Here is a 21,628-nt window from a genome sequence, read left to right as displayed (position 1 = left end):
AAGAAGCCCTCAAGCGCAGGCATGTGCGGGTGGTGGAGCTTGATGATGGGATGGCGGAGCTTCGGGCGGTGTTGCCTGCGGAAGAGGCGTATGAGATTTATGACCGGTTGACGCGCCTCGCGAAAGACTCCCAAACCCGCGCCACAGAAACCCCCACCCACACGGACACCCCCACCAGCACAGAAACGTCTGCCAGCACAGACTCGCTTGACCGCACAGACGGACCTGCGCGCACCAAAACGCCCGAAACGCCTGCCGACACGGACAGGCCTGCCCGCGCAGGTGCGACAGGCAGCACAGGCAGGCCTGCCACCGCGGGCGCGACAGAAGGCATAGACGAGACAGAAGGCACAGGCGCGACACGTAGGACACCTGCGGCCGAAGAAACGACTCCACCCGCTTTGAGCGGCAATCCGGGTGGTGCCGACGACACAGCTGAGGGTTCAGACCTGGACCGGCTGGGACCGGTCAGCGGATCGGGGCCTGCCCGCAGCAACAACAGCGCCAGCAGAACCAGCGCCACTGGCGCAATCAGTGCCGCTGGCGTGCAGAGCGACCCCAGCACCGAGACCGCCCCCGGCTTAGGTGTAGCGGCAGACCCCAGCGCAGCGTCAGATACGAACTCAGGCACTGATGCAATCACGGACTCGGACACCAGCACCGACACGGACACCGCTTCCAGTGCCGAAACCGAAACCACCCCGGACTCCCGCACCCGCGACGAGATCCGGGCAGACATCCTCGCGGACCTCCTCACCGGACGAAACCACGACAACTACACCGGCATCCAAGGCCGCATCCAAGCCATCACCCCAGGATCCCTCCTCGGCATCCCCGGCATCCCACTCCCACACACCACCCCCATCAAGGTCACCCTCACCGCAGCACCCGTTGCGGAACTCATCGGCTACGGCCCCATCGATCTCGACACCGCAAAACGCCTCGCCGGAGTCGCGACCCGGTGGGAAGAGATCCGCGTCACCATCGACGGACAAGTCATGACTGCCAGCACCTACGCGCCCTCTGCGGCGCAGCGCCGGTATCTCGCCGCACGAGACCAACACTGCCGAACCCCCGGCTGCCGGGTCCCCGTGCACCGCTGCGACATCGATCACACACTCGACGCCGCAAAGGGCGGACCCACCAGGATCGATAACCTCGCACATCTCTGCCGTTCACATCACGTCATGAAACACCACACCGGATGGACAATCGCCCAACACGACGCCGGGGACGTGACCTGGACCGACCCGACCGGACGGAAGTATCTGGACCGGCCACCAAGCCGGGTGAGGTTCGTACCCGTCATCGAACCACCCGCCGACACACAGAAATCACCCAGCATCTCCGATAGCCCAGACGAGCACCCCTTCTAACTCACGCGGCTCAACTCGCCCCTGCACCACGCCAATCTGGGCATCCAGCAGCCAGGCAAACGAACAGACAAACAGCCGGACAGCCAGGTGCGTCGCCACGCCCGGCTCCATCCCGGCTCTTCGCCAATATCGCGCCGACAACACCTTGGACTGATCTCAGCAGCCCGCTGTCATGCTGGCACGCACCCGCGCTACTGCGCACCCGCTCTGCCGCTCAGCCGCTCAGAGATACCGCCCCAAGGCTCAGCCTTCCGACGCATCAAGCCTCGCGAAATTACGCGGCCGAATCTCCGGGGTTGTCGCGAGGAACGGAGTTGTGCCTGACCGCACGCAACACTCACCCACGAACATGCCAAGCTCGGGCACCGTGTGACTCAGCCTAACCAGTAGCATCGCGCGGTTACGCGAAGCGGCGGCCTACCGCCCCTTACGGAACCGTGACATCACGGCACACGCAGGTTCGGAGCCCGCGGCACCCGTGGAGCGCGTGAAACACTGCGGACGCATTGATTTCATCCGATCTGGTAGCGCGCAGGCACCCGTTGATCACACCCCGAAGGGGGACGCGGCGTGCCCAAAGAACCTCCGCACCAACGTGAGCCGCAAACCGCGCGTACTTCCCGCCCCAAAAACGGGCGGCGATTCGCCACGGTGGGAGGTCTTCGCGACCTGGCCAGCCTAGACCTGACCGATCGCCTCGCGCTTCTCTGCCTGGAACGCGTCCTCACGGCGGCCATAGGCCCAGTACGGCGACAGAGACAGCTGTGTGCGCTCGATCCCGCGCTCATCGGTGAAGTATGGGCGCAGCGCTTTCATCGCGCCCCGTTCGCCATGTACAAAAACCTGGACCCTACCCGGCCGCCACTCGACAGCGCGCACCGCGTCACTGAGAATCGAAGAAGTCCCAGCCGGGACCTCCCCGCGCAATACCCACTGCACGTCGATCCCCGCGGGGGCCACGAGGTCGAGTCGATCCTCCTCGCCGGCTACCTCGATCAGCGCAACGCCTGACGCGTCGGCCGGCATGGCCTCAAGCGCCGCGGCGATCGCGGGAATCGCGGCTTCGTCGCCCGCGAGGAAATGCCAGTCGGCGCTCGGGTCGGGGGAGTAGCCGCCCCCGATCCCGCGCAGCACAACCGGATCGCCGGGCTGTGCAGTGTCGGCCCAGGGGCCAGCTGCACCCTCGTCCCCGTGGGTGACGAAGTCGATCCAGATCTGTCCCTGCGCCAGATCGAAGCGCCGGATCGTATAGGTTCGCGTGCTGGGCATGAGCGCGGGGGGCAACTCGGAACGCAATGCATCGAGATCGTAAGGAGGCACGAGCGCGGTGTCCGGGTGCGCGAAGAGCATCTTGCTGTAGGCGTCGGTGTGTTCGCTCGGCTCGATTGCGGAGACCCCTGGCCCGCCTGCCACGATGCGGACGAGGTGGCGTGAAAGCTGCACCCGTTCGAGCACCTCCAGGACAATCTGGGGGCGGACGGGGCGCGCCGGGCGCTCACTGCGGGTTTCAGCTACAGACATGACTCTCCTTCATCATCAGATGATTTCTCACCACCCTCCACCCTGGCACAACGTGCCAGTTCCCGCCAGAGCCCCTGGGCTTCCGCCGAAGAGCCGCAACTCCCGCGCCGACTCGCGGCGAGGCGGAACGGACGCCTCAGCCCGGCAACGCCTCAGCACGGCGACACCTCGGCCCAGCGACACCTCCGTCCGCAGCGCGCGCAACAAGCCCGCCCGGATCTCGCGAGGCGGAGCCTCCAAACCGCTGGCAATTTCGATCACCCCTCGCGTATCAGTGCGTGAACCAAGAGGAACAACGGGTTCGGCAGATTCCACCCGTTGCCCCACAACCAGACTCGCACATATGTTCGAATTTTCAGCGAACCGAAGATAAGATGGGGGAGTGACCTCGAAGAGCCCAGCACCCATCCGTTCGTCCGCCGCGCACGCCCATATCAGCGTGCAGGGCGCCAGGGTACATAACCTGCGCAACGTCGACCTTGAAATTCCCCGCGACTCAATTGTTGTGTTCACCGGCTTGTCCGGCAGCGGCAAGTCGAGCTTGGCGTTCGACACGATCTTCGCGGAAGGGCAGCGCCGCTACGTTGAGTCGCTGAGCGCCTACGCCCGCCAGTTCCTGGGCCAGGTAGATCGCCCCGACGTCGACTTTATTGAGGGTCTGAGCCCCGCGGTCTCGATCGACCAGAAGTCGACGAACCGCAACCCCCGCTCCACGGTGGGCACGATCACGGAGATCTACGACTACATGCGTCTGCTCTGGGCGCGGGTGGGGATCCCGCACTGCGCCATCTGTGGTGAGCGGATCGCCGCGCAAACCGTGCAACAAATCGCGGATCAGCTCATGGAACTCGAAGAGCGCACGCGCTTCCAAGTGCTCGCCCCGGTCGTCAACCAGAAAAAGGGCGAGTTCGTCGACCTCTTCCAAGAGCTCGCCGCGAGCGGGTACTCCCGAGCCCACGTCGACGGTGAGTTGATCCAGCTCTCCGACCCGCCCAAGCTCAAGAAGCAGATCAAGCACGACATCTCCGTGGTGATCGACCGTCTCGTTGCCGGACCCGACGTGCTCGGGCGGCTCACGGACTCGCTTGAGACAGCGCTCCGGCTCTCAGGTGGGATCGTGTCGATCGATTTTGTCGACCGCGATGCCGCTGCTGACAACCGGACGCAGCTCTTCTCGGAAAAGCTCTCTTGCCCGAACCAACACCCCGTGCAGCTCACGGAGATTGAGCCCCGGACCTTCTCATTCAACGCTCCCTTCGGCGCCTGCCCCACATGCTCCGGCCTCGGAACGAGCATGTCTGTCGACGAGGATCTGGTGCTTGGCGATCCAGAGCTTTCGATCACCGAGGGTGTGATCGTCCCGTGGACCAGCCAGGGAAAGAGCCTGTACCAGTACTACGAGAAGCTGCTCGTAGGCTTGGCAGAGGACCTCGAGTTCTCGCTGAAGACGCCCTGGGGCAAGCTCAGCGAAGAGGTACGCGAGGCTGTGCTCTACGGCAACAACTTCAAGGTCAATGTGCGGTGGAAGAACCGCTTCGGCCGTGAGGTGAAGTACTCCTCCGGCTTCGAAGGCGTCATCCCCTTCATTGAGCGGCAGTACGCAGAAGCCGAGTCGGACACGAAGCGGGACCGCTGGTCCGAGTTCCTCCGCGAAGTACCCTGCCATGCGTGCCAGGGCCAGCGCCTCAAGCCTGAGGTGCTCGCGGTGACGGTGAACGAGGAATCGATCGCCGGCGTGGGCGAGTTCAGCCTCTCCGACGCGAAGCGGTTCTTCGACGAGGTCACTCTCACCGAGCGCGAAGCAAAGATTGCTGCGCAGGTGCTCCGTGAGATCAGGCTTCGCTTCGACTTCCTCATCGAGGTCGGTCTCGGCTATCTGACGCTGGCGCGCGCCGCGGGCACCCTGTCCGGCGGCGAGGCGCAGCGCATCCGGCTGGCTACCCAGATCGGTTCGGGGCTCACAGGCGTGCTGTACGTGCTCGACGAGCCCTCGATCGGGCTGCACCAGCGCGATAACCGTCGCCTGATCGAGACACTCGTGAAGCTTCGGGATCTCGGGAACACACTCATCGTGGTGGAGCACGACGAGGAGACAATTGAAGCGGCCGACTGGATCGTCGACATCGGGCCGGGCGCTGGCGTCGAAGGCGGCACCGTTGTCCACTCGGGCGAGTATGCGGAGCTGATCGCCAACACTGCCTCGGTCACGGGCGACTACCTCGCCGGGCGCCGCAGCATCGAGACCCCAAAGAAGCGCCGCAAGCGTGACCGGAAGCGTGAGCTGAAGGTCATCGGGGCGCGCTCAAACAACCTGCAGAACGTCGACGCAACCTTCCCGCTGGGTGTGATGACGGCGGTGACCGGGGTGTCCGGATCCGGCAAGTCCACGCTCGTGAACGACATCCTGTACCGGGTACTCGCCAACCAGCTCAACGGGGCACGACTTGTCCCGGGTAAGCACACGCGCGTAACCGGTTTGGAGCACCTCGACAAGGTTGTCCACGTTGATCAGGCACCGATTGGCCGCACCCCGCGCTCCAACCCCGCAACCTACACGGGCGTATTCGACAAGATCCGGAACCTGTTTGCGGAGACCCCCGAGGCGAAGACCCGCGGCTATCTCCCGGGTCGTTTCAGCTTCAACGTCAAGGGCGGCCGCTGCGAGGCCTGCTCGGGTGACGGCACCTTGAAGATTGAGATGAACTTCTTGCCGGATGTCTACGTTGCATGTGAAGTGTGCGGTGGATCCCGCTACAACCGCGAGACGCTGCAGGTGCAGTACAAGGGCAAGAACATTTCCGAGGTGCTCGACATGCCCATCGCTGAGGCCGAGGAGTTCTTCGCGCCGATCTCGAGTATCCACCGGTACATGAAGACGCTCGTCGATGTGGGCCTCGGCTATGTTCGCCTCGGACAGAGCGCCACCACGCTTTCGGGCGGTGAAGCGCAGCGCGTCAAGCTCGCGACCGAGCTCCAGAAGCGTTCCAACGGACGCAGCATTTACGTGCTTGACGAACCGACAACGGGCCTCCACTTCGAGGATGTGCGCAAGCTGCTCCTCGTACTCAACGGCCTCGTCGACAAGGGCAACACTGTCATCACGATCGAACACAACCTCGATGTGATCCGCAGCGCCGACTGGGTGATCGATCTGGGCCCCGAGGGCGGATCCGGCGGCGGCACGATCCTCGCGGTCGGCACTCCGGAGCAGGTCGCAGAACACCCCGAGAGCCACACGGGTCGCTTCCTCGGTGAGGTTCTCGATGGTTGGGCCGCGAAGTCCGCACGGGCGCTGGAGGCAGGCACCAGGGCAAGCGCGTGATCCAGGAGTCCTCCGGTATCGGTGGGGGCGGGTCGACGGCGGGGGAGATTTCCGCCGTCGACCCGGACGCCCTCACACCCACCGCCCTGCGCGACTCCCGTGCGGCCTTCCGTCCAGCCCAGGGCGAGATTCCGACAAGCCCAGGCGTGTATCGCTTTAGCGATAAGTACGGTCGGGTGCTCTACATCGGTAAAGCGAAGAACCTCCGAGCACGTCTCGCGAACTACTTTCAGCCGCTGCACTCACTCATGCCCCGCACCCGGCGCATGGTCACGCTCGCCGCGAAACTCGACTGGACTGTCGTCGCCACGGACACCGAATCACTTGTGCTGGAGCACACGTGGATTACGGAGTTCAAGCCCCCATTTAACGTTCAGTTCAAGGACGACAAGACCTATCCCTACCTCGCGGTCACACTCCGAGAGGAGTCTCCGCGGCTGATCATTACTCGGAACGAGCGGATTCGCGGGGCGCGCTACTTCGGCCCGTATCCGAAAGTCTGGGCGTTGCGGGAAACCACGGGACTGCTTCAGCAGGCGTTCCCGATCCGCACCTGCAACGACGCCGACTACAAACGCGCGATGTCGAGCGGTCGTCCCTGCCTGGCAGGGCAGATCGGACGCTGCCATGGCCCCTGCTCGAAGCTGATCACCGTCGAGGAGCATCGTGCCCGGGTCGAGGAACTCGTCGCGTTCCTTGCTGGCGGGGATTCCAGCCACCTGAAAACGCTTGAGCGACAGATGAAGGAAGCCGCAGGGGAGCAGCGCTACGAGGATGCGGCTCGGCTCCGGGACCAGGTGAAAGCTGTGGCCCACGTGCTCGAGAAGAACGCCGTGGTGCTCGGCCACGACGTCAATCTTGATGTGTTCGGGCTACGCGCCGACGAACTCGCCGCCGCGGCGCACCAGTTCATTATTCGCGGGGGCCGGATCCGAGGCGAACGGAGCTGGATTGTCGACGTGGAACTCGATGACTCGCCCAGCACCCTCCTGGAACAGGTCATCCAGTCCGCCTACGAGGGCGAGCGGGAGCCGCCGCCGGAGATTCTGGTGCCGCTGCTGCCCGAGGGTCAGCGGGAGCTGGAAGAAGCGCTGAGTGCGCGTCGCCCGCGCCGTGGCCGCGTGGCGCTGCGCGTCCCCGAGCGGGGCGAGAAGGTGCAGCTCATGGAGCGCGCTGTCCTCAACGCCGGCGAAAACCTGATCCGGCACAAGCTCAAACGGGCCGCGGATCTCACGGCCCGGACCGATGCACTTGCCGAGCTGCAGCGCGCCTTGGATATGGCCGAGGCGCCGCTCAGGATCGAGTGCATCGACGTGTCGCATTTGCAGGGGACCGGCGTGGTGGCCTCGCTTGTTGTGTTCGAGGACGGACTGCCCGCGAAGGGGGCCTATCGGAAGTACCGGATCGAGTCCACGACCGACGACACGGACTCGATCTATCAGGTCGTCTCGCGCCGGGCCGCGCAGCTGAACCTCGCGAAGGAATCCGGGGAGCAGCCGAGTGGCATCTACCGGGATCGCCCGCAGCTCCTCATCGTGGACGGTGGCGAACCTCAGGTGAAGGCTGCGGCCCGGGCGCTTGCCGAGGCCGGGATCACCGACATTGCGCTGTGCGGGGTTGCGAAGCGCCTGGAGGAGATCTGGTTGCCGAGCGACCCGTTCCCCGTCATCCTGCCCCGTACCAGCGAAGCGTTGTTCCTTGTGCAGCGCATCCGTGACGAGGCTCACCGATTTGCGATCACCTTCCAGCGGCAACGGCGCAGCACCTCGATCGCCAGCCGGCTCTCGGAGGTCCCTGGATTAGGCCCTAAACGAGTCCAGGGGCTACTGCGACACTTCGGCTCAGTGACGCGGCTGCGGGCGGCCTCCCTCGAGGAGCTTTCGGCGGCTCCTGGGCTCGGCCCGAAGCTCGCCGAGCAGGTTCGCGCCCACCTGGGAGTTCCCGCGGATTCGGATGAGCCCGACGCGCCGTCGGACGCTAAGCTTGACGGAACCGGAGAGCCGTCGCCGGGCGAGGAGGATGTCGTATGAATGAAGTGGTGTCCACACAGGAGATCCTCATTGTGACCGGGATGTCCGGTGCGGGTCGGAGCACCGTCGCGAACACGCTTGAGGATCTCGGGTGGTATGTCGTTGACAATCTCCCGCTCACGATGTTGAAAACCCTCGCTGACATGGCCGACCGCTCGGGGGGCGCCCTGCCGCGCATTGCCGCCGTCGTTGATGTGCGCGGCCGTGACCTATTCGCTGATATTCAGCACACGGTCACCGAGCTTCGGGAAAACGCCACTGTTCGAGTGGTATTCCTTGATGCCACCGATGAGATTCTTGTGCGACGCTACGAATCGGTCCGGCGCCCCCACCCACTCCAGGGTGAGGCGGGCAGCCTGCTCGACGGCATCCGACTTGAGCGCGAACGGCTCCAAGAACTGCGCGCCTCAAGCGACGTCGTGATCGATACTTCACGGTACAACGTGCACGATTTGTCGACCGCAACACGGGATCTTTTCTCCGACGACAACACGCCCGGCCTACAGCTGTCAGTGGTGAGCTTCGGCTTCAAGTACGGCACCCCGACCGACGTCGACATGATGGTCGACATGCGCTTCCTTCCGAACCCATTCTGGGAGCCCGAACTGCGCGCGCTCACCGGCGTTGATGCCGAAGTCAAGGACTACGTACTCGGCCGCGAGGGTGCCGCCGAGTTCCTGGATCACTACGTGGCCGCCCTCACTCCGGTGCTGGCAGGCTTCCAACGTGAGAACAAGCGGCACGCATCTCTCGCGGTAGGATGCACCGGCGGCAAACATCGTTCTGTCGCCACCGCCCGCGAGCTCGCTGACCGACTCGCAGGCCTGCCAGGCGTCAGCGTCAGTCTGCGCCACCGCGACCTCGGTCGCGAGTAGTTGCAGCGCTGCGCCGCCGCTTCGCCATTTTCTTCCTGTGATCTGAAAGGACCCATTCGTGCTGTCGACCCAAGAGGTGAAGAGTGAGCTCGTACGTTTCCCGGTGCAGCGCACCGGAGAGCGTATTGCTGAGGTCGCGACGATCCTCCGCCTGGCCGGCGGGCTGCACACAATTTCCGGGCGTATCGCGCTCGAAGCCGAACTGCACACCCCTCAGATCGTGCAGCGTGTTCGGAAAGACCTCGCGGAGCTCTACGGCGTCCGTTCCGAGGCAAAGCAGCTCCCGCCGTCCAGTACGCGCCCTGGCGCGCCCCAGTTCCTTGTCCGCGTGATCGACGGCGAGACGCTCGCCCGCCAGCTTGGCCTGCTCGATGCACGCCGCCGGCAGATCCGGGGCCTCCCGAACCGCCTGACCACGGGCGCACAGCCCGAGCTCGCCGCCGTCTGGCGCGGCGCGTTTATGGCGCGTGGTGGCCTGACCGCGCCCGGCCGTTCCGCAAGCCTTGAGGTCGTGTGCCCGAGCAACGAGGTTGCCATGGCGCTCGTGGGTGCCGCGAGCCGGATCGGCATCGATGCGAAGAGCCGTGAGATCCGAGGCCAGAACAAGGTCCTGATCCGCGACGGCGAATCGATCGGTGAAATGCTCGGGGCGATGGGGGCGACCCAGGCCCGCGCAAGCTGGGACGAACTGCGTCGCGCGCGCGAAACGCGCGCGACCGCAAACCGCCTCGTCAACTTTGACGACGCAAACCTGCGCCGCTCGGCACAAGCTTCGGTTGCCGCGTGTGCCCGCGTGGAGCGCGCGCTCGAGATCCTCGGCGACGAAATCCCGGATCACCTGAAGTACGCCGGCGAACTCCGCCTCGCGCATCGCGAAGCGAGTCTCGACGACCTCGGTGCCCGTGCCGAGCCTGTGCTCACGAAGGATGCCATCGCTGGCCGAATCCGCCGACTTCTGGCAATGGCCGACAAGGAGGCTTCGAACCGGGGCATCCCCGGCACCGAGGCAAGCTTGCCCGAGGAATTCGACCGGATGTAGTCCGCGTGGGGGCGTGAGGACACGCCGCACGCCCCCGCAATTTCCCGGTCAGCGGATTCACCCCACAGCGTGAGGCCGCCTGGATAGACTGGGTCTGACCCTGTTCGTTGCACAGATTGGAGCGCCGCATGGCTGCCTACTCACTTCCCGAACTTCCCTACGATTACGCTGCTCTAGAGCCGCACATCAGCGGCAAGATCATGCAGTTGCACCACGACAAGCACCATCAGGCGTATGTCACCGGAGCGAACACGGCCCTTGACCAGCTCGCCGAAGCGCGCGACTCGGACAACCTTGCCGCTGTCAACAAGTTCGAGAAGGACCTCGCCTTCAACGTCGGCGGTCACGTCAACCACACGATCTTCTGGAACAACATGTCGCCCGAGGGCGGCGGGCGTCCCGAGGGAGAGCTCGGTGCGGCAATCGACGAGTACTTCGGCGACTTCGAGAAGTTCCAGAAGCACTTCACCGCAACCGCAATGGGCGTGCAGGGCTCCGGCTGGTCTGTCCTCGCGTGGGACACGCTGGGTCAGCGTCCGAACATCGTCCAGCTCTTCGACCAGCAGGGCAACCTTCCCGCTGGCACCGTTCCGCTGCTGATGCTTGACGTGTGGGAGCATGCCTACTACCTGGACTACCTGAACGTGCGCGCGGACTACGTGAAGGCGTTCTGGAACATCGCCAACTGGCAGGACGTCGCGAAGCGCTTCGAAGCTGCTCGCACGCAGACGCCCGGCCTGATCTAATTCCGGCCTGACCCACTCTCTGTACCGAGGAGCCCGCCGCACACATGCGCACAATTGAATCCCTGGGATCGCTTTCTGAACACACCGTCATCGTGCGGTGCGATCTGAACGTTCCCCTCGCCGACGGTGTGATCGCCGATGATGGGCGCATTCGTGCCTCACTCACAACGATCCGCGAACTGCGCGAGGCTGGGGCGAAGATCGTTCTCATCAGCCATCTGGGTCGCCCCAAGGGTACGCCGGAGGAGCGTTACTCGCTCCGGCCGGTGGCTGCCCGCATGGCGGAACTGCTCGGTGCACCCGTGCAATTCGTGGCCGAGACCGTGGGGGAGGCCGCAACTGCTGCGGTCGCTGCGCTGACACCCGGCGACATCGTCCTGCTCGAAAACCTCCGCTTCAACGTGGGGGAGACGAGTAAGGACGACGCCGAGCGTGGCGCATTCGCGGCGCAGCTGGCTGCTTTCGGAGACCTCTTTGTCTCCGATGGCTTCGGGGTCGTGCACCGCCGTCAGGCGAGCGTGTACGACCTCGCCCAGCTGCTGCCGAGTGCGGCGGGCCGCCTGGTTGCGGCGGAGCTTGAAGTGCTGCAGCGCCTCACCGAGACTCCCGAGCGGCCCTACACGGTCGTGCTCGGAGGGTCCAAGGTGTCCGACAAGCTCGGCGTGATCTCCCACCTGATCGAACGGGTCGACACGATTCTTGTCGGAGGCGGGATGCTCTTCACCTTCCTCGCCGCTCAGGGACACGCGGTCGGCGCGAGCCTGCTCGAGGCCGATCAGTTGGACACCGTACGTGGCTACCTCGCCACCGCCGCTGAGCGTGGAGTCACAATCGTGCTCCCGACGGATGTCGTTGTTGCCGAGGCGTTCGCGGCCGATGCCGCACACGAGGTTGTCGCCGCGGATGCAATCGAGTCTTCGAGCTTCGGAGCATCCGGACTGGGGCTCGATATCGGTCCCGATTCCGCAGCTGTATTCGCCGAGGTGATCGCCGGATCCCGCACAGTGTTCTGGAACGGCCCCATGGGCGTGTTCGAAATGGACGCCTTCGCTGGCGGTACCCGCACGGTGGCGCAGGCGCTTGCCGACACGAACGGTTTCACAGTCGTCGGCGGCGGCGATTCCGCGGCTGCCGTGCGCGCGCTCGGCTTCGCCGACGATCGTTTCGGCCACATCTCGACGGGTGGCGGCGCCAGCCTCGAATTCCTTGAGGGCAAGGCCCTCCCCGGCTTGGAGGTACTCGCGTGAACGAGACAACTGCACCCCCCGCGCGGGCAGCACTCCCGCACACAGTCCGCACCCCGCTCATTGCGGGCAACTGGAAGATGAACCTGGATCACCTCCAGGCGATCGCCCTCGTGCAAAAGCTCGCGTGGTCCCTGAAAGATGCGCGCCACGATTACACCGACACTGAGGTGGCGGTATTCCCGCCGTTTACCGATCTTCGCTCCGTGCAGACTCTGCTGTCCGCGGATAAGCTTCCGCTCGCGCTCGGCGCTCAGGATCTGTCGCCGCACGAGTCAGGTGCCTACACGGGTGATATCTCAGGCGCCATGCTCCAGAAGCTCGGCGTGCAGTACGCCCTCGTCGGCCACTCGGAACGCCGTCACGGCCACAGTGAATCCAACGAGACAGTAGGCGCGAAGGCACTCGCGGCGCACCGCGCTGGCCTCGTGCCCATGATTTGCGTCGGGGAAACGGCAGCAGATCTTGAGGAGCACGGTGCCGCCGCAGTGCCGCTCGCGCAGCTCGCCGCCGCCGTGGCCCAACTGCCCGCAGACGCGGAGATCGTCGTCGCATACGAGCCCGTCTGGGCGATCGGCAGCGGCCAGGCTGCAACACCTGAACAGGCCGAAGAAGTGGCCCGCGCGATCCGTGAAGCCCTGCGCGATCTCCGCGGCGACGACAGCGCCGCGGCAACGCGCGTGCTGTACGGTGGATCGGTCACCAGCCAAAACATCGCGGGCTTCCTGAACCAGGGCAACGTCGACGGTGCCCTGGTGGGCGGCGCAAGCCTCAAGGCCGACGAGTTCAGCAAGATCGTGCAGTTCCGCAAGCACGTTACCGCTGGCTAGGCCTGCCGCTGCCCTGATTTTCTCCAGCGCCGCTATACTGGACGCTGGCGCTTCACGCCCACAACCCCGGAAAGGTGATCTGCGTGCTTATTCTCAAGATCGCTCTGATCGTCATTCTCGTGATCACGAGTTTGCTGCTCACCCTGTTCATCCTGCTGCACAAGGGTCGCGGCGGCGGCCTGTCCGACATGTTCGGCGGCGGTGTGACCTCGAGCCTGGGGTCCTCAGGCGTGGCAGAGCGTAACCTCAACCGGCTCACGGTGATCGTATCGATCGTGTGGGCCGTCTCAATCGTGGGACTGGGCCTCGTTGCCCGCTTCTCGGTCATCTAAGACGACCGCACCACACCCACTGTAGAAAGGTAGTCCGTGGCTAGCAGCAATGCCATCCGGGGCGCCCGTGTCGGATCCGGCCCCATGGGGGAGAAGGATCACGGCTCGCGCGCCGACCGCACTCAGGTGTCGTACTGGGACGCTCACGGCAACGAGACGGTGCGGTATTTCGCATCCGATGTTGCCGATGAGGAGATCCCTGAGCAGATCGATTCGCCGACCTCGGGCCTGCCCGCAGGTCGCGACAAGGCGAACCCGCCGCAGTTGCTCAAGAACGAGCCGTACAAGACCCACCTCGCGTATGTGAAGGAGCGCCGCACGCCCGAAGAGGCCGAAGAGCTTCTCGAAGCGGCACTGCTGAAGCTTCGCCAGCGTCGCGGCACCGCCCGCGCCTCTGCGTAGCGTTCGCACGCTTGAACCTAGAACGGCCCCGACGAGATTTCGTCGGGGCCGTTCTATGTTTTGCACTCTGCAACTGTGATCAGTGCGCGTCCCGTACGCGGACGGCTGCCACGAGGGCAGCCACGAGCTCGCCGGGGGTATCACTTGTCAACGCGAATACGGGGCGTCCGCGCGCGGAAAGGACCTCGCGGTCCCCGCGGGCTTGGGCCGCGATGAGTGTCCCGAACCCTGACTCTGAGCCCGGGATACTCAGCTCGGATGCCGCCGAGTCGCACAGCTGGAGAAACGCGCCGAGCGCTGGGCCGCCCTTGTGGAGCTGCCCCACAGAGTGCAGGTATCGCGGACCCCAACCGAGCGACACCGGAACGGCCAGGCTCCGCGCGAGTTCGTCGCGAAGCGCGGCGAGCTCGTCAGCATAGGAGCCACTGGGATCGAGGTACGCCTGGATCGCCAGGTAGCCGCCGGTCGGCACTGCAGCGTCGAGAGCTGTCAACAGTTCATTCGCTGTCGCCGGCTTGTCTGCTGTCGCCCCTCGCAACGCTTTTGGCGGCGCCGCCACGAGCGCCGCGGGAAGGTCGGCGAGCGGAGCCGCATCGGCTGCGACATCGCTTCCTTCCGGGCGGTCCAGTACGGCGCGTGCCGCGACTTTCGCGGACTCGACATCGGGCTGGTCGAAGGGATCGATCCCGAGCAGATGTCCCAGCACCGCGGTGGCAACTTCCCACAGCAGGAACTGCGCGCCAAGGCCCGCGGCAACGGTCAGCTCTGCAGGATCCGACGAAGCCGCAGCGAACTCGCTCGCACCCAAACGCACCCGCAGCAGGTTTGCCGGCGGGGACTCCAGTTCGGGGGCTGCGTGGGGGAGCGCAATCGGGAAGACACCGTGGCCGTACTTGCCTGTCGACTCGGCCACAAGCTGCTCGATCCAGGAACCGAGACCCCAATCGGTGCCCGGTGCTTCGGCAATACCGAGCACAAACCGACTGGGGAGCCCGGCCGCGATCTCTGCAGCGAGACGCAGTGCGGGGTTCTCCGTGGAATCCGTGATCAGCACGTCTCGGGCCGCACACGCGTCGGCTAGTATCTCCTGTACATCGACGCCGGCGAGCGCGGTGGGCACGAGGCCAAACGCAGTGAGCGCGGAGAATCGGCCCCCCACATCGGGGTCGGCGAAGCACACGCGTTGGCCGGCACCACGGGCGGTACGCTCCAGCGGAGACCCGGGGTCGGTAATCACGAGGATCCGACCGGCCGGATCAATGTCCGCCGCGGTGAACGCGGCGGCGAATGCGGCCCGGTGGCTCATTGTCTCGATTGTGCTTCCGGACTTCGAACTCACCACAACCAGTGTCTGAGTCAGATCTGACTCCAAAACTTCGGCGAGGAAACCTGGATGCGTGGAGTCAACAACCGTCAGGGGCGTGTTTGACCACCGAGCGATGACCTCGGGCGCAAGGCTTGAGCCGCCCATGCCACACAGCACTACCCGGTCGACCCCCGACGCGTGGAGTTCGGTACGGATCCGATCCGCATCGGAAATCGCGGCGCGAGCGTTTGCTTCAAAGTCGGTCCAGCCGAGCCGGTTCGCCACCTGGGCTGCATCGCTCCACAGAGATGCGTCTTGCGCGAACACGCGGCTCGCCACCCGATCCGACACAAGTCGTTCAAGAATTGCCTGGGCAGCGGCGCTGGGGGTCCCGACACCCAGTGTGATTGCCATTATGCGTGTGCCCCCTGCAGTGCGGCGGCAACAGTTTCGCTCAGTTCCCGCCATGAGACGTCAAACTTCTCGAGACCTTCTGCTTCAAGCTGTGTTGTCAGCGCGACGTAGTCGATCCCGAGCGCATCGACGGCGTTCAGCGCCTGGTTCGACTCCAGGTACTCCGTGCTGATCGTGTCCCCACGGATCTCGCCGTGGTCGGCGACCGCGCGCAACGTCGCCTCGGGCATCGTGTTGACGACACCGTGGGCCACGAGCTCCGTGACGTACCGGGTGTCGGGGAAGTCGGGGTTCTTCACCCCGGTTGACGCCCACAGCGGTCGCTGCGGATTCGCCCCCAACGTGCCCAGGTGCCGGGCACGTTCGCTCGAGAACGTGTCCGTGTAGACCTCATATGCGAGCCGTGCGTTCGCAATCGCTGCCTGCCCGATCAGGGCCGTCGCTTCGGCCGTATCGAGCGCGGTCAAGCGGGCGTCGATCTCCGTGTCGACGCGAGACACAAAGAACGAGGCGACAGAGTGGATCGTCGACAGGTCGATACCTGCGACGCGGGCCTGTTCGAGACCGGTGAGATAGGCGTTGATCACCTGCCGGTAGCGCTCGATACTGAAGATCAGCGTGACGTTGACGCTGATCCCGGCGGCCACAGTGGCGGTGATCGCGGGGAGTCCCTCGACCGTGGCCGGAATCTTGATCATCGCATTCGGGCGATCCACCCGGGCCCACAGATCCCGCGCCTGCGCAATCGTTCCTGCGGTGTCCCGGGCGAGGCCCGGCTCCACCTCGATGGAAACCCGGCCATCGAAGCCGTTGCTCGCCACGTATACATCCGCGAGGAGGTCACATGCGTCCGCGACGTCCGCTGTGGTGAGCTCGACGATTGTTTCGGTCGGAGTCAGCCCCTGCGCGGCGCACGCCGCAATGCGGTCTCGGTAGCCCACGCCCCCACCGATCGCTCCCGCAAAGATCGTCGGGTTCGTCGTGACACCGACCACGTTGTGCGTGGTCAGGAGGTCACGAAGTTCGCCGCTCTCGATGCGGTGGCGCGACAGATCGTCAAGCCAGATGCTGACGCCGGCGCGGCTGAGCGATGCGGTGGGGGAGGTGGTCATGCCTGTGGCTCCTCTGAGGTGGTGCGAATGAGCGGAGTGGGTTAGGCGGCGAGCGACTCGCGGGCCGCCGCAACTACAGCCTCGGCCGTGATCCCGAACTCGCGGAACAGCGTTTCGAAGTCGGCGGAGGCACCGAAGTGTTCGATCGACACCGAACGACCACGATCGCCCACGAAGCGCTCCCAGCCCAGGCTCAGTCCCGCCTCGACACTGACGCGAGCCGTGACCGCTGCAGGGAGCACGTGCTCCTTGTACGCCGCGTCCTGCTCCGCAAACCACTCCAGGCAGGGGGCGGAGACAACGCGCGCGCCGATGCCTTCGGCTGCGAGCGTCTCACGTGCGGCCACAGCAAGCTGCACCTCGGAGCCTGTCGCAATGAGCAGTACGTCGGTGTTTCCCGTCGGGGACTCAGCCAGCACGTAGGCGCCGCGGCGCACGCCGGTCGCAGCCTGCTCAGCGGTGGCGAAGTCGCCGCCGCGGGGCAGTACGGGCACGTTCTGACGCGTCAGCGCAAGCCCCGCGGGGCCGGCGTGGCGGGTCAGCATCTCGTGCCACGCAATCGATACCTCGTTGGCGTCGGCAGGGCGCACCACGGCAAGGTTCGGGATCGCGCGGAGCGTCGCGAGCTGTTCGATGGGCTGGTGCGTCGGGCCGTCTTCGCCGAGCGCGATCGAGTCGTGCGTCCAGACAAAGATGCTGGGCACGTTCATCAGTGCGGCGAGACGCACTGCGGGGCGCATGTAGTCACTGAAGATCAGGAACGTGCCGCCGTAACTGCGAGTCTTGCCGTGGAGTTGGATCCCGTTGAGGATCGCGCCCATTGCGTGCTCGCGGATACCGAAGTGCAGCACACGGCCGTAGGGATCGCCGGACCAGGTCGAGGTCGAGTGGCTCGCGGGGACAAACGACGGGACACCGGGGATCGTCGTGTTGTTGGATCCAGCGAGGTCTGCGGATCCGCCCCACAGCTCCGGCATGATGGGGCCGAGTGCCGCGAGGACTTTGCCGCTCGCGGAGCGGGTAGCCACGCTCGTGCCCGGCTCGAACGTCGGGAGCGCCTCGAGTGCGCCGACGGGGAGCTCGCGCGCCTCGACCCGATCGAAGAGTTCCTTGCGCTCGGGGTTCGCCGCGGCCCAGGCGTCAAAGCCTTCCTGCCACGCCGCACGGGCCTCGGCTCCGCGGGTGACGGCCTCGCGGGTGTGCGCAATGACCTCGGGGGCGACGGCGAAGTGCTCGGCCGGATCGAACCCGAGGGCTTCCTTCAGACCAGCAAGCTCGTCAGCGCCGAGCTTGGCACCGTGGATGCCGCCCGTGTTCTGCTTGCCCGGGGAAGGCCAACCGATGATTGTCTTGAGGATGATGAGGCTCGGCTTCGTGGTCTCGGCCTGCGCGGCTTCGATGGCACGGTTCAGCTCGGCGACATCCTCAACGTAGGCACCGGTGCGCTTCCAATCGACCTCGATGACCTGCCAGCCATAGGACTCGTAGCGCTTCGCCACGTCCTCCGAGAAGGAGATGTCCGTGTCATCCTCGATTGAGATCTGGTTGGAGTCGTAGATCGCGATGAGGTTGCCGAGTTCCTGGTGTCCCGCCAGAGACGATGCCTCGCTTGTCACGCCCTCCTGCAGGTCACCGTCGCCGGCCACCACATAGATGAAGTGATCGAAGGGGCTCGTCCCGGGCGTGGCTTCGGGGTCGAACAGGCCACGCTCGTAGCGGGCCGCGTATGCGAACCCCACAGCTGAGGCGAGGCCCTGGCCCAGCGGACCGGTGGTGATCTCAACGCCGTCGGTGTGGCCGTACTCCGGGTGACCCGGGGTTTTCGAGCCCCAGGTGCGGAGCGCCTTGAGGTCGTCAAGTTCAAGCCCGTAGCCGCCCAGGTAGAGCTGCACGTACTGGGTCAGTGACGAGTGACCCACCGAGAGGATAAACCGGTCGCGACCGAGCCAGCCCGAGTCGGCGGGATCGTGACGCATCACCTTCTGGTGAAGCAGGTATGACACGGGTGCCAGGCTGATCGCCGTGCCCGGGTGACCGTTCCCGACTTTCTCCACGGCATCCGCCGCGAGCACACGCGCGGTGTTGACCGCCAGGTCGTCGAGTTCATCCCACTGCAGTTCGTTTCCCAAGACTGACCTTTCCGAAGGGAACTAAAATTTACGGGGGCCTGTGACGGCCCAACCCCAATCCTACCCGGAGCGGGTACCATGGAGGCGTGATGTCCACGCAGATTCCCACCCAGGCAGCACGGCAGCGGCGACCGTTCGGTCGCACCGTGAAGAATTACGTCGCACTGACCAAGCCGCGGGTCATGGAGCTCTTGCTCGTGGTCACCGTCCCGGCAATGATTCTTGCCCAGGGCGGGTTCCCAAGTATCTGGTTGGTACTCGCGACGCTCATTGGCGGTGCCATGAGCGCCGGATCCGCAGGGGCGTTCAACTGTTACCTGGACCGCGACATGGATCGCAAGATGAAGCGCACGGAGAACCGTCCCCTGGTAACGGGCGAAATCTCCGACCGAAACGCACTGATCTTCGCTTCCGTGCTCGGTGTTCTCTCGGTTGTGTGGCTGCTCGCCACGACCAACCTCCTAGCCGCTGCGCTCTCCGCAGCAGCAATCTTCTTCTACGTGGTGATCTACACGCTTCTCCTGAAGCGCCACAGCGAGCAGAACATTATCTGGGGTGGGATCGCAGGCTGTTTCCCTGTGCTGATCGGGTGGGCCGCGGTCACGGGCAGCCTGGACTGGCCGGCCTGGGTGTTTTTCCTCATCATCTTCCTGTGGACTCCGGCCCACTACTGGCCGCTCTCCATGCGTTACCGCGACGACTACGCGGCTGCGGGCGTGCCGATGCTCGGCGTGGTGCGCGGGCGCGCGACTGTCGGCCTCCAAGTCATCCTCTATGCATGGGCCACTGTCGCCTCGAGCCTGCTCCTGATTCCTGCCCCCGGGGTTGGCTGGGTGTATGCAGCGGTCGCGCTGATCTCCGGCGGCTACTTCATCCTCCAGGCACACCGCCTCTACGGCAGCGCGATCCGCGGTCAGGAGGGCAAGCCTATGCAGGTCTTCCACGGCTCGATCACCTACCTCTCCGTGCTCTCGCTCGCCATCGCGATCGACCCCCTCCTGCCCTTCTAACGCTGGAGCAGCCCGGGATCTGGAGCAGGCCAGCAGCGTAGGCCACCCGGCACCGTGAGTAGGCCAGCAGCGGAGGCCACCCGGCACCGTGAGCAGGCCAGCATCTGAGGCATCCCAGCATCTGGAGCATCCCAGCATCTGGAGCATCCCAGTATCTGGAGCAGCCCAGCATCTCAGGCATCTCAGCATCTGCGGCGTCGCGCCTCGACGTGAGCTACCCGCACCGCTGCAATGTAGGGCAGCAATACTGCCAGCCCCTGCCGATAACGCAGTTTCGTGCGTTATGCCCGCCGCTCGCGCACCAAATTGAGGTTTCGGTGAGTTGCGGCCCGGTGGGATGAGGTCATGGCGGGCCTGGCGTGGGCGTGGTCACCGCGTGGGCCGCGTGAGGCTCGCGAGCCGCGTGGGCCGCGTGAGGTGGATACACCCGGGTGGAAGGTCACTTGCCCGTGCAGTCCCGCGTGGTCACGTTCGCATCGTCGACCAATCGTTGCGTGGCAGCGACAACACGTCAGCGCGTTGGGGGGCTGGGTGCCAAGGACCGCTTCGACCGGGCTCGTCGCTGGCACCGCCGAGCAGGGGCAGGCCGAGCCGGGCTCTGCCGACGCCACGGGATCACGGTGGCGACCCTGCCCAGGCTCAGCAGGCCCGGATCGTTGGCACGTGCCAGCGTTCCTCGAGAAGGTGCGCGAGCGCGGCAGGCACACGTTGAGGCGGGTGCTCGAGGTGCGGGAGCAGGAGGGCACCCACGGGATTGCCGGGGCCCAGGACCTGTTCCGCGTGAACACGCAGCACGCGCCAACCCGCATCTCTGAGCCGGTCCAGGCGGTCCACGTCGCGCAAATACTGCCGGCGGTCGAGCCGGTGCTGTTCCCCGTCGTACTCCAGAATTGTGCGACTGCGCCGCTCCAACAGGTCGACCCGCGCGATGATGGTCCCGTCCGGGGCGTGAATCTCGGCCTGCAGTTCGAGGCCCGTGATCCCCGCGGCGACGGTTCGGAGCCGGGTCAGCGTTTCCATTCGAGACTCGGCACCCTCCCGGGCGAGTTGCGCGGCCTGCCGGAGTCGACGAGCACCCCGGCCGTGGGACTGATCTGCACACGCGTGCAAGTCCGCAAGGCTCACGAGTGGCTCGGGGGCTGGGGGAGCTCTACCCCGGGACGCCTCCCCGCAGTGGGGCACTCGCAGGAGGTGGTCGCACGCGACGATGAGTTCCGGGAATGGGAGCTCTCCCGCAGCCTGACGAAGCGCGCGTACTGGCGGGACGACAGGCGTATGCATTCCAGCTGACCCTCGTTGGTTCACGAGATCCTGCTGCGCCGGGAGCACCGAGAGCACCTGCTGCAGCGGCAGCACCGCCGCCGGTTCGTCGCCTGACTGCGTAGTGGCCGCTGGCGGAGTGGCCTCTGGCGGAGTGGGCGCTGGCGGAGTGGCCGCTGGCGGGGTGGCCGCTGGCGGATCGGGACCCGTCCCCATCCTGACCGAGTGGCCCCGGATTCCCCTGCGGCGCATGGGGCGCATTGGATGGGCGGACTCTACGTCGACGGGTGCGTCCTCCGGGAGCCGGATCGGGCATCCCCACAGCGCAAGCGCCGTCGCGTGGCTGAAGCGCTCACCGGGGCGAAGGATGGGCAACGCCTCGAGTGCTCGGGCGGCGAAGACTATCGGTTGCGGAGCCGCAACGCGAACCCCGGTGATGGGTGCGCGCAAATGCCGGTTAGCCAGGACTCGCCGACCCATGCCGACGCTCAGTGCGTCGGCCGTCGAGAACGGATGGTCCCCGTATCGGGCATGAATATCTCGGAGTCGCGGCATGGCTCCAGTCTCACCCTGGCCACGTGCCGTGCGTGAAGCCCATCCACAGGCACGACCTCATCGCCCGAGAAACGCCCGGATCCGGCCCACCTGTGAGCGACACTCACACCCCGCAGCCCCACCCC

Annotated in this window: 16 protein-coding genes; 11 read left to right on the top strand and 5 right to left on the bottom strand. The window is 65.5% G+C overall.

The features are described from left to right. Nucleotides 1-401 precede the first annotated feature (401 nt). Nucleotides 402-1,376 carry an HNH endonuclease signature motif containing protein gene (locus tag FM113_RS08690; protein ID WP_087013635.1) on the top strand — a complete coding sequence of 325 codons (975 nt, stop codon included), beginning with the start codon at nucleotides 402-404 and terminating at the stop codon, nucleotides 1,374-1,376. Nucleotides 1,377-2,054: 678 nt separating this feature from the next. On the opposite strand, the gene FM113_RS08685 is transcribed toward FM113_RS08690, so the two are convergent. After that, entirely contained in the window at nucleotides 2,055-2,897 is an 843-nt protein-coding gene (locus FM113_RS08685; protein ID WP_087013633.1) for a siderophore-interacting protein, read from the bottom strand. A 382-nt stretch (nucleotides 2,898-3,279) separates the two neighbouring features. Here FM113_RS08685 and uvrA point away from each other — a divergent pair, with 382 nt between their 5' ends. The 9 genes from uvrA to FM113_RS08640 all read left to right on the top strand — a co-directional run bounded on the left by uvrA (nucleotide 3,280) and on the right by FM113_RS08640 (nucleotide 13,717). Beyond that, nucleotides 3,280-6,219: an excinuclease ABC subunit UvrA gene (uvrA, locus tag FM113_RS08680; RefSeq protein ID WP_087013630.1), complete on the top strand. Its 2,940-nt coding sequence runs from the start codon at nucleotides 3,280-3,282 to the stop codon at nucleotides 6,217-6,219. Between the two features lie 86 nt (nucleotides 6,220-6,305). Beyond that, nucleotides 6,306-8,249: an excinuclease ABC subunit UvrC gene (uvrC, locus tag FM113_RS08675; RefSeq protein ID WP_087013643.1), complete on the top strand. Its 1,944-nt coding sequence runs from the start codon at nucleotides 6,306-6,308 to the stop codon at nucleotides 8,247-8,249. Continuing rightward, on the top strand, nucleotides 8,246-9,124 hold the full coding sequence (rapZ, locus tag FM113_RS08670; protein WP_087013628.1) for an RNase adapter RapZ: 879 nt from the start codon (nucleotides 8,246-8,248) through the stop codon (nucleotides 9,122-9,124). The genes uvrC and rapZ overlap by 4 nt, the downstream gene beginning before the upstream one ends. Nucleotides 9,125-9,182: 58 nt before the next feature. Continuing rightward, nucleotides 9,183-10,163, top strand: a complete 981-nt coding sequence (whiA, locus tag FM113_RS08665) for a DNA-binding protein WhiA (protein ID WP_087013625.1) — start codon at nucleotides 9,183-9,185, stop codon at nucleotides 10,161-10,163. A 128-nt stretch (nucleotides 10,164-10,291) separates the two neighbouring features. After that, nucleotides 10,292-10,909: a superoxide dismutase gene (locus tag FM113_RS08660; protein ID WP_087013623.1), complete on the top strand. Its 618-nt coding sequence runs from the start codon at nucleotides 10,292-10,294 to the stop codon at nucleotides 10,907-10,909. 44 nt (nucleotides 10,910-10,953) lie between these two features. Continuing rightward, nucleotides 10,954-12,156, top strand: a complete 1,203-nt coding sequence (gene pgk / locus FM113_RS08655) for a phosphoglycerate kinase (RefSeq protein WP_087013620.1) — start codon at nucleotides 10,954-10,956, stop codon at nucleotides 12,154-12,156. Further along, complete coding sequence (gene tpiA, locus FM113_RS08650) at nucleotides 12,153-12,983, top strand: triose-phosphate isomerase (protein WP_254908931.1); 831 nt, start codon at nucleotides 12,153-12,155, stop codon at nucleotides 12,981-12,983. The genes pgk and tpiA overlap by 4 nt, the downstream gene beginning before the upstream one ends. Nucleotides 12,984-13,066: 83 nt before the next feature. After that, nucleotides 13,067-13,315 (top strand): preprotein translocase subunit SecG, encoded by a 249-nt coding sequence (gene secG / locus FM113_RS08645; protein WP_087013638.1) that lies wholly within the window; start codon nucleotides 13,067-13,069, stop codon nucleotides 13,313-13,315. A gap of 36 nt (nucleotides 13,316-13,351) precedes the next feature. After that, nucleotides 13,352-13,717, top strand: coding sequence for an RNA polymerase-binding protein RbpA (locus FM113_RS08640; RefSeq protein ID WP_087013617.1), 366 nt, complete (start codon nucleotides 13,352-13,354; stop codon nucleotides 13,715-13,717). Between the two features lie 79 nt (nucleotides 13,718-13,796). On the opposite strand, the gene FM113_RS08635 is transcribed toward FM113_RS08640, so the two are convergent. From FM113_RS08635 to tkt, 3 genes are read right to left on the bottom strand one after another with little or no spacing between them, the layout of a single operon-like run. Continuing rightward, on the bottom strand, nucleotides 13,797-15,437 hold the full coding sequence (locus FM113_RS08635; RefSeq protein WP_087013614.1) for a glucose-6-phosphate isomerase: 1,641 nt from the start codon (nucleotides 15,435-15,437) through the stop codon (nucleotides 13,797-13,799). Further along, nucleotides 15,437-16,549, bottom strand: coding sequence for a transaldolase (gene tal / locus FM113_RS08630; protein ID WP_087013610.1), 1,113 nt, complete (start codon nucleotides 16,547-16,549; stop codon nucleotides 15,437-15,439). Before tal ends, FM113_RS08635 begins: the two co-directional genes overlap by 1 nt. A 41-nt stretch (nucleotides 16,550-16,590) precedes the next feature. Further along, nucleotides 16,591-18,678, bottom strand: a complete 2,088-nt coding sequence (gene tkt, locus FM113_RS08625) for a transketolase (RefSeq protein ID WP_087013606.1) — start codon at nucleotides 18,676-18,678, stop codon at nucleotides 16,591-16,593. Between the two features lie 89 nt (nucleotides 18,679-18,767). Here tkt and FM113_RS08620 point away from each other — a divergent pair, with 89 nt between their 5' ends. Further along, nucleotides 18,768-19,688 (top strand): heme o synthase, encoded by a 921-nt coding sequence (locus tag FM113_RS08620; protein ID WP_087013603.1) that lies wholly within the window; start codon nucleotides 18,768-18,770, stop codon nucleotides 19,686-19,688. Nucleotides 19,689-20,327: 639 nt separating this feature from the next. Here the strand turns inward: FM113_RS08620 and FM113_RS08615 are convergent. Continuing rightward, on the bottom strand, nucleotides 20,328-21,503 hold the full coding sequence (locus FM113_RS08615) for a DUF559 domain-containing protein (RefSeq protein WP_087013599.1): 1,176 nt from the start codon (nucleotides 21,501-21,503) through the stop codon (nucleotides 20,328-20,330). Nucleotides 21,504-21,628 lie beyond the last annotated feature (125 nt).

It is taken from the genome of Leucobacter sp. 7(1) (assembly GCF_900163635.1).
In the GTDB taxonomy this organism is placed as follows: Bacteria; Actinomycetota; Actinomycetes; order Actinomycetales; family Microbacteriaceae; genus Leucobacter.
This window is presented reverse-complemented; position numbering and strand designations above follow the sequence as displayed.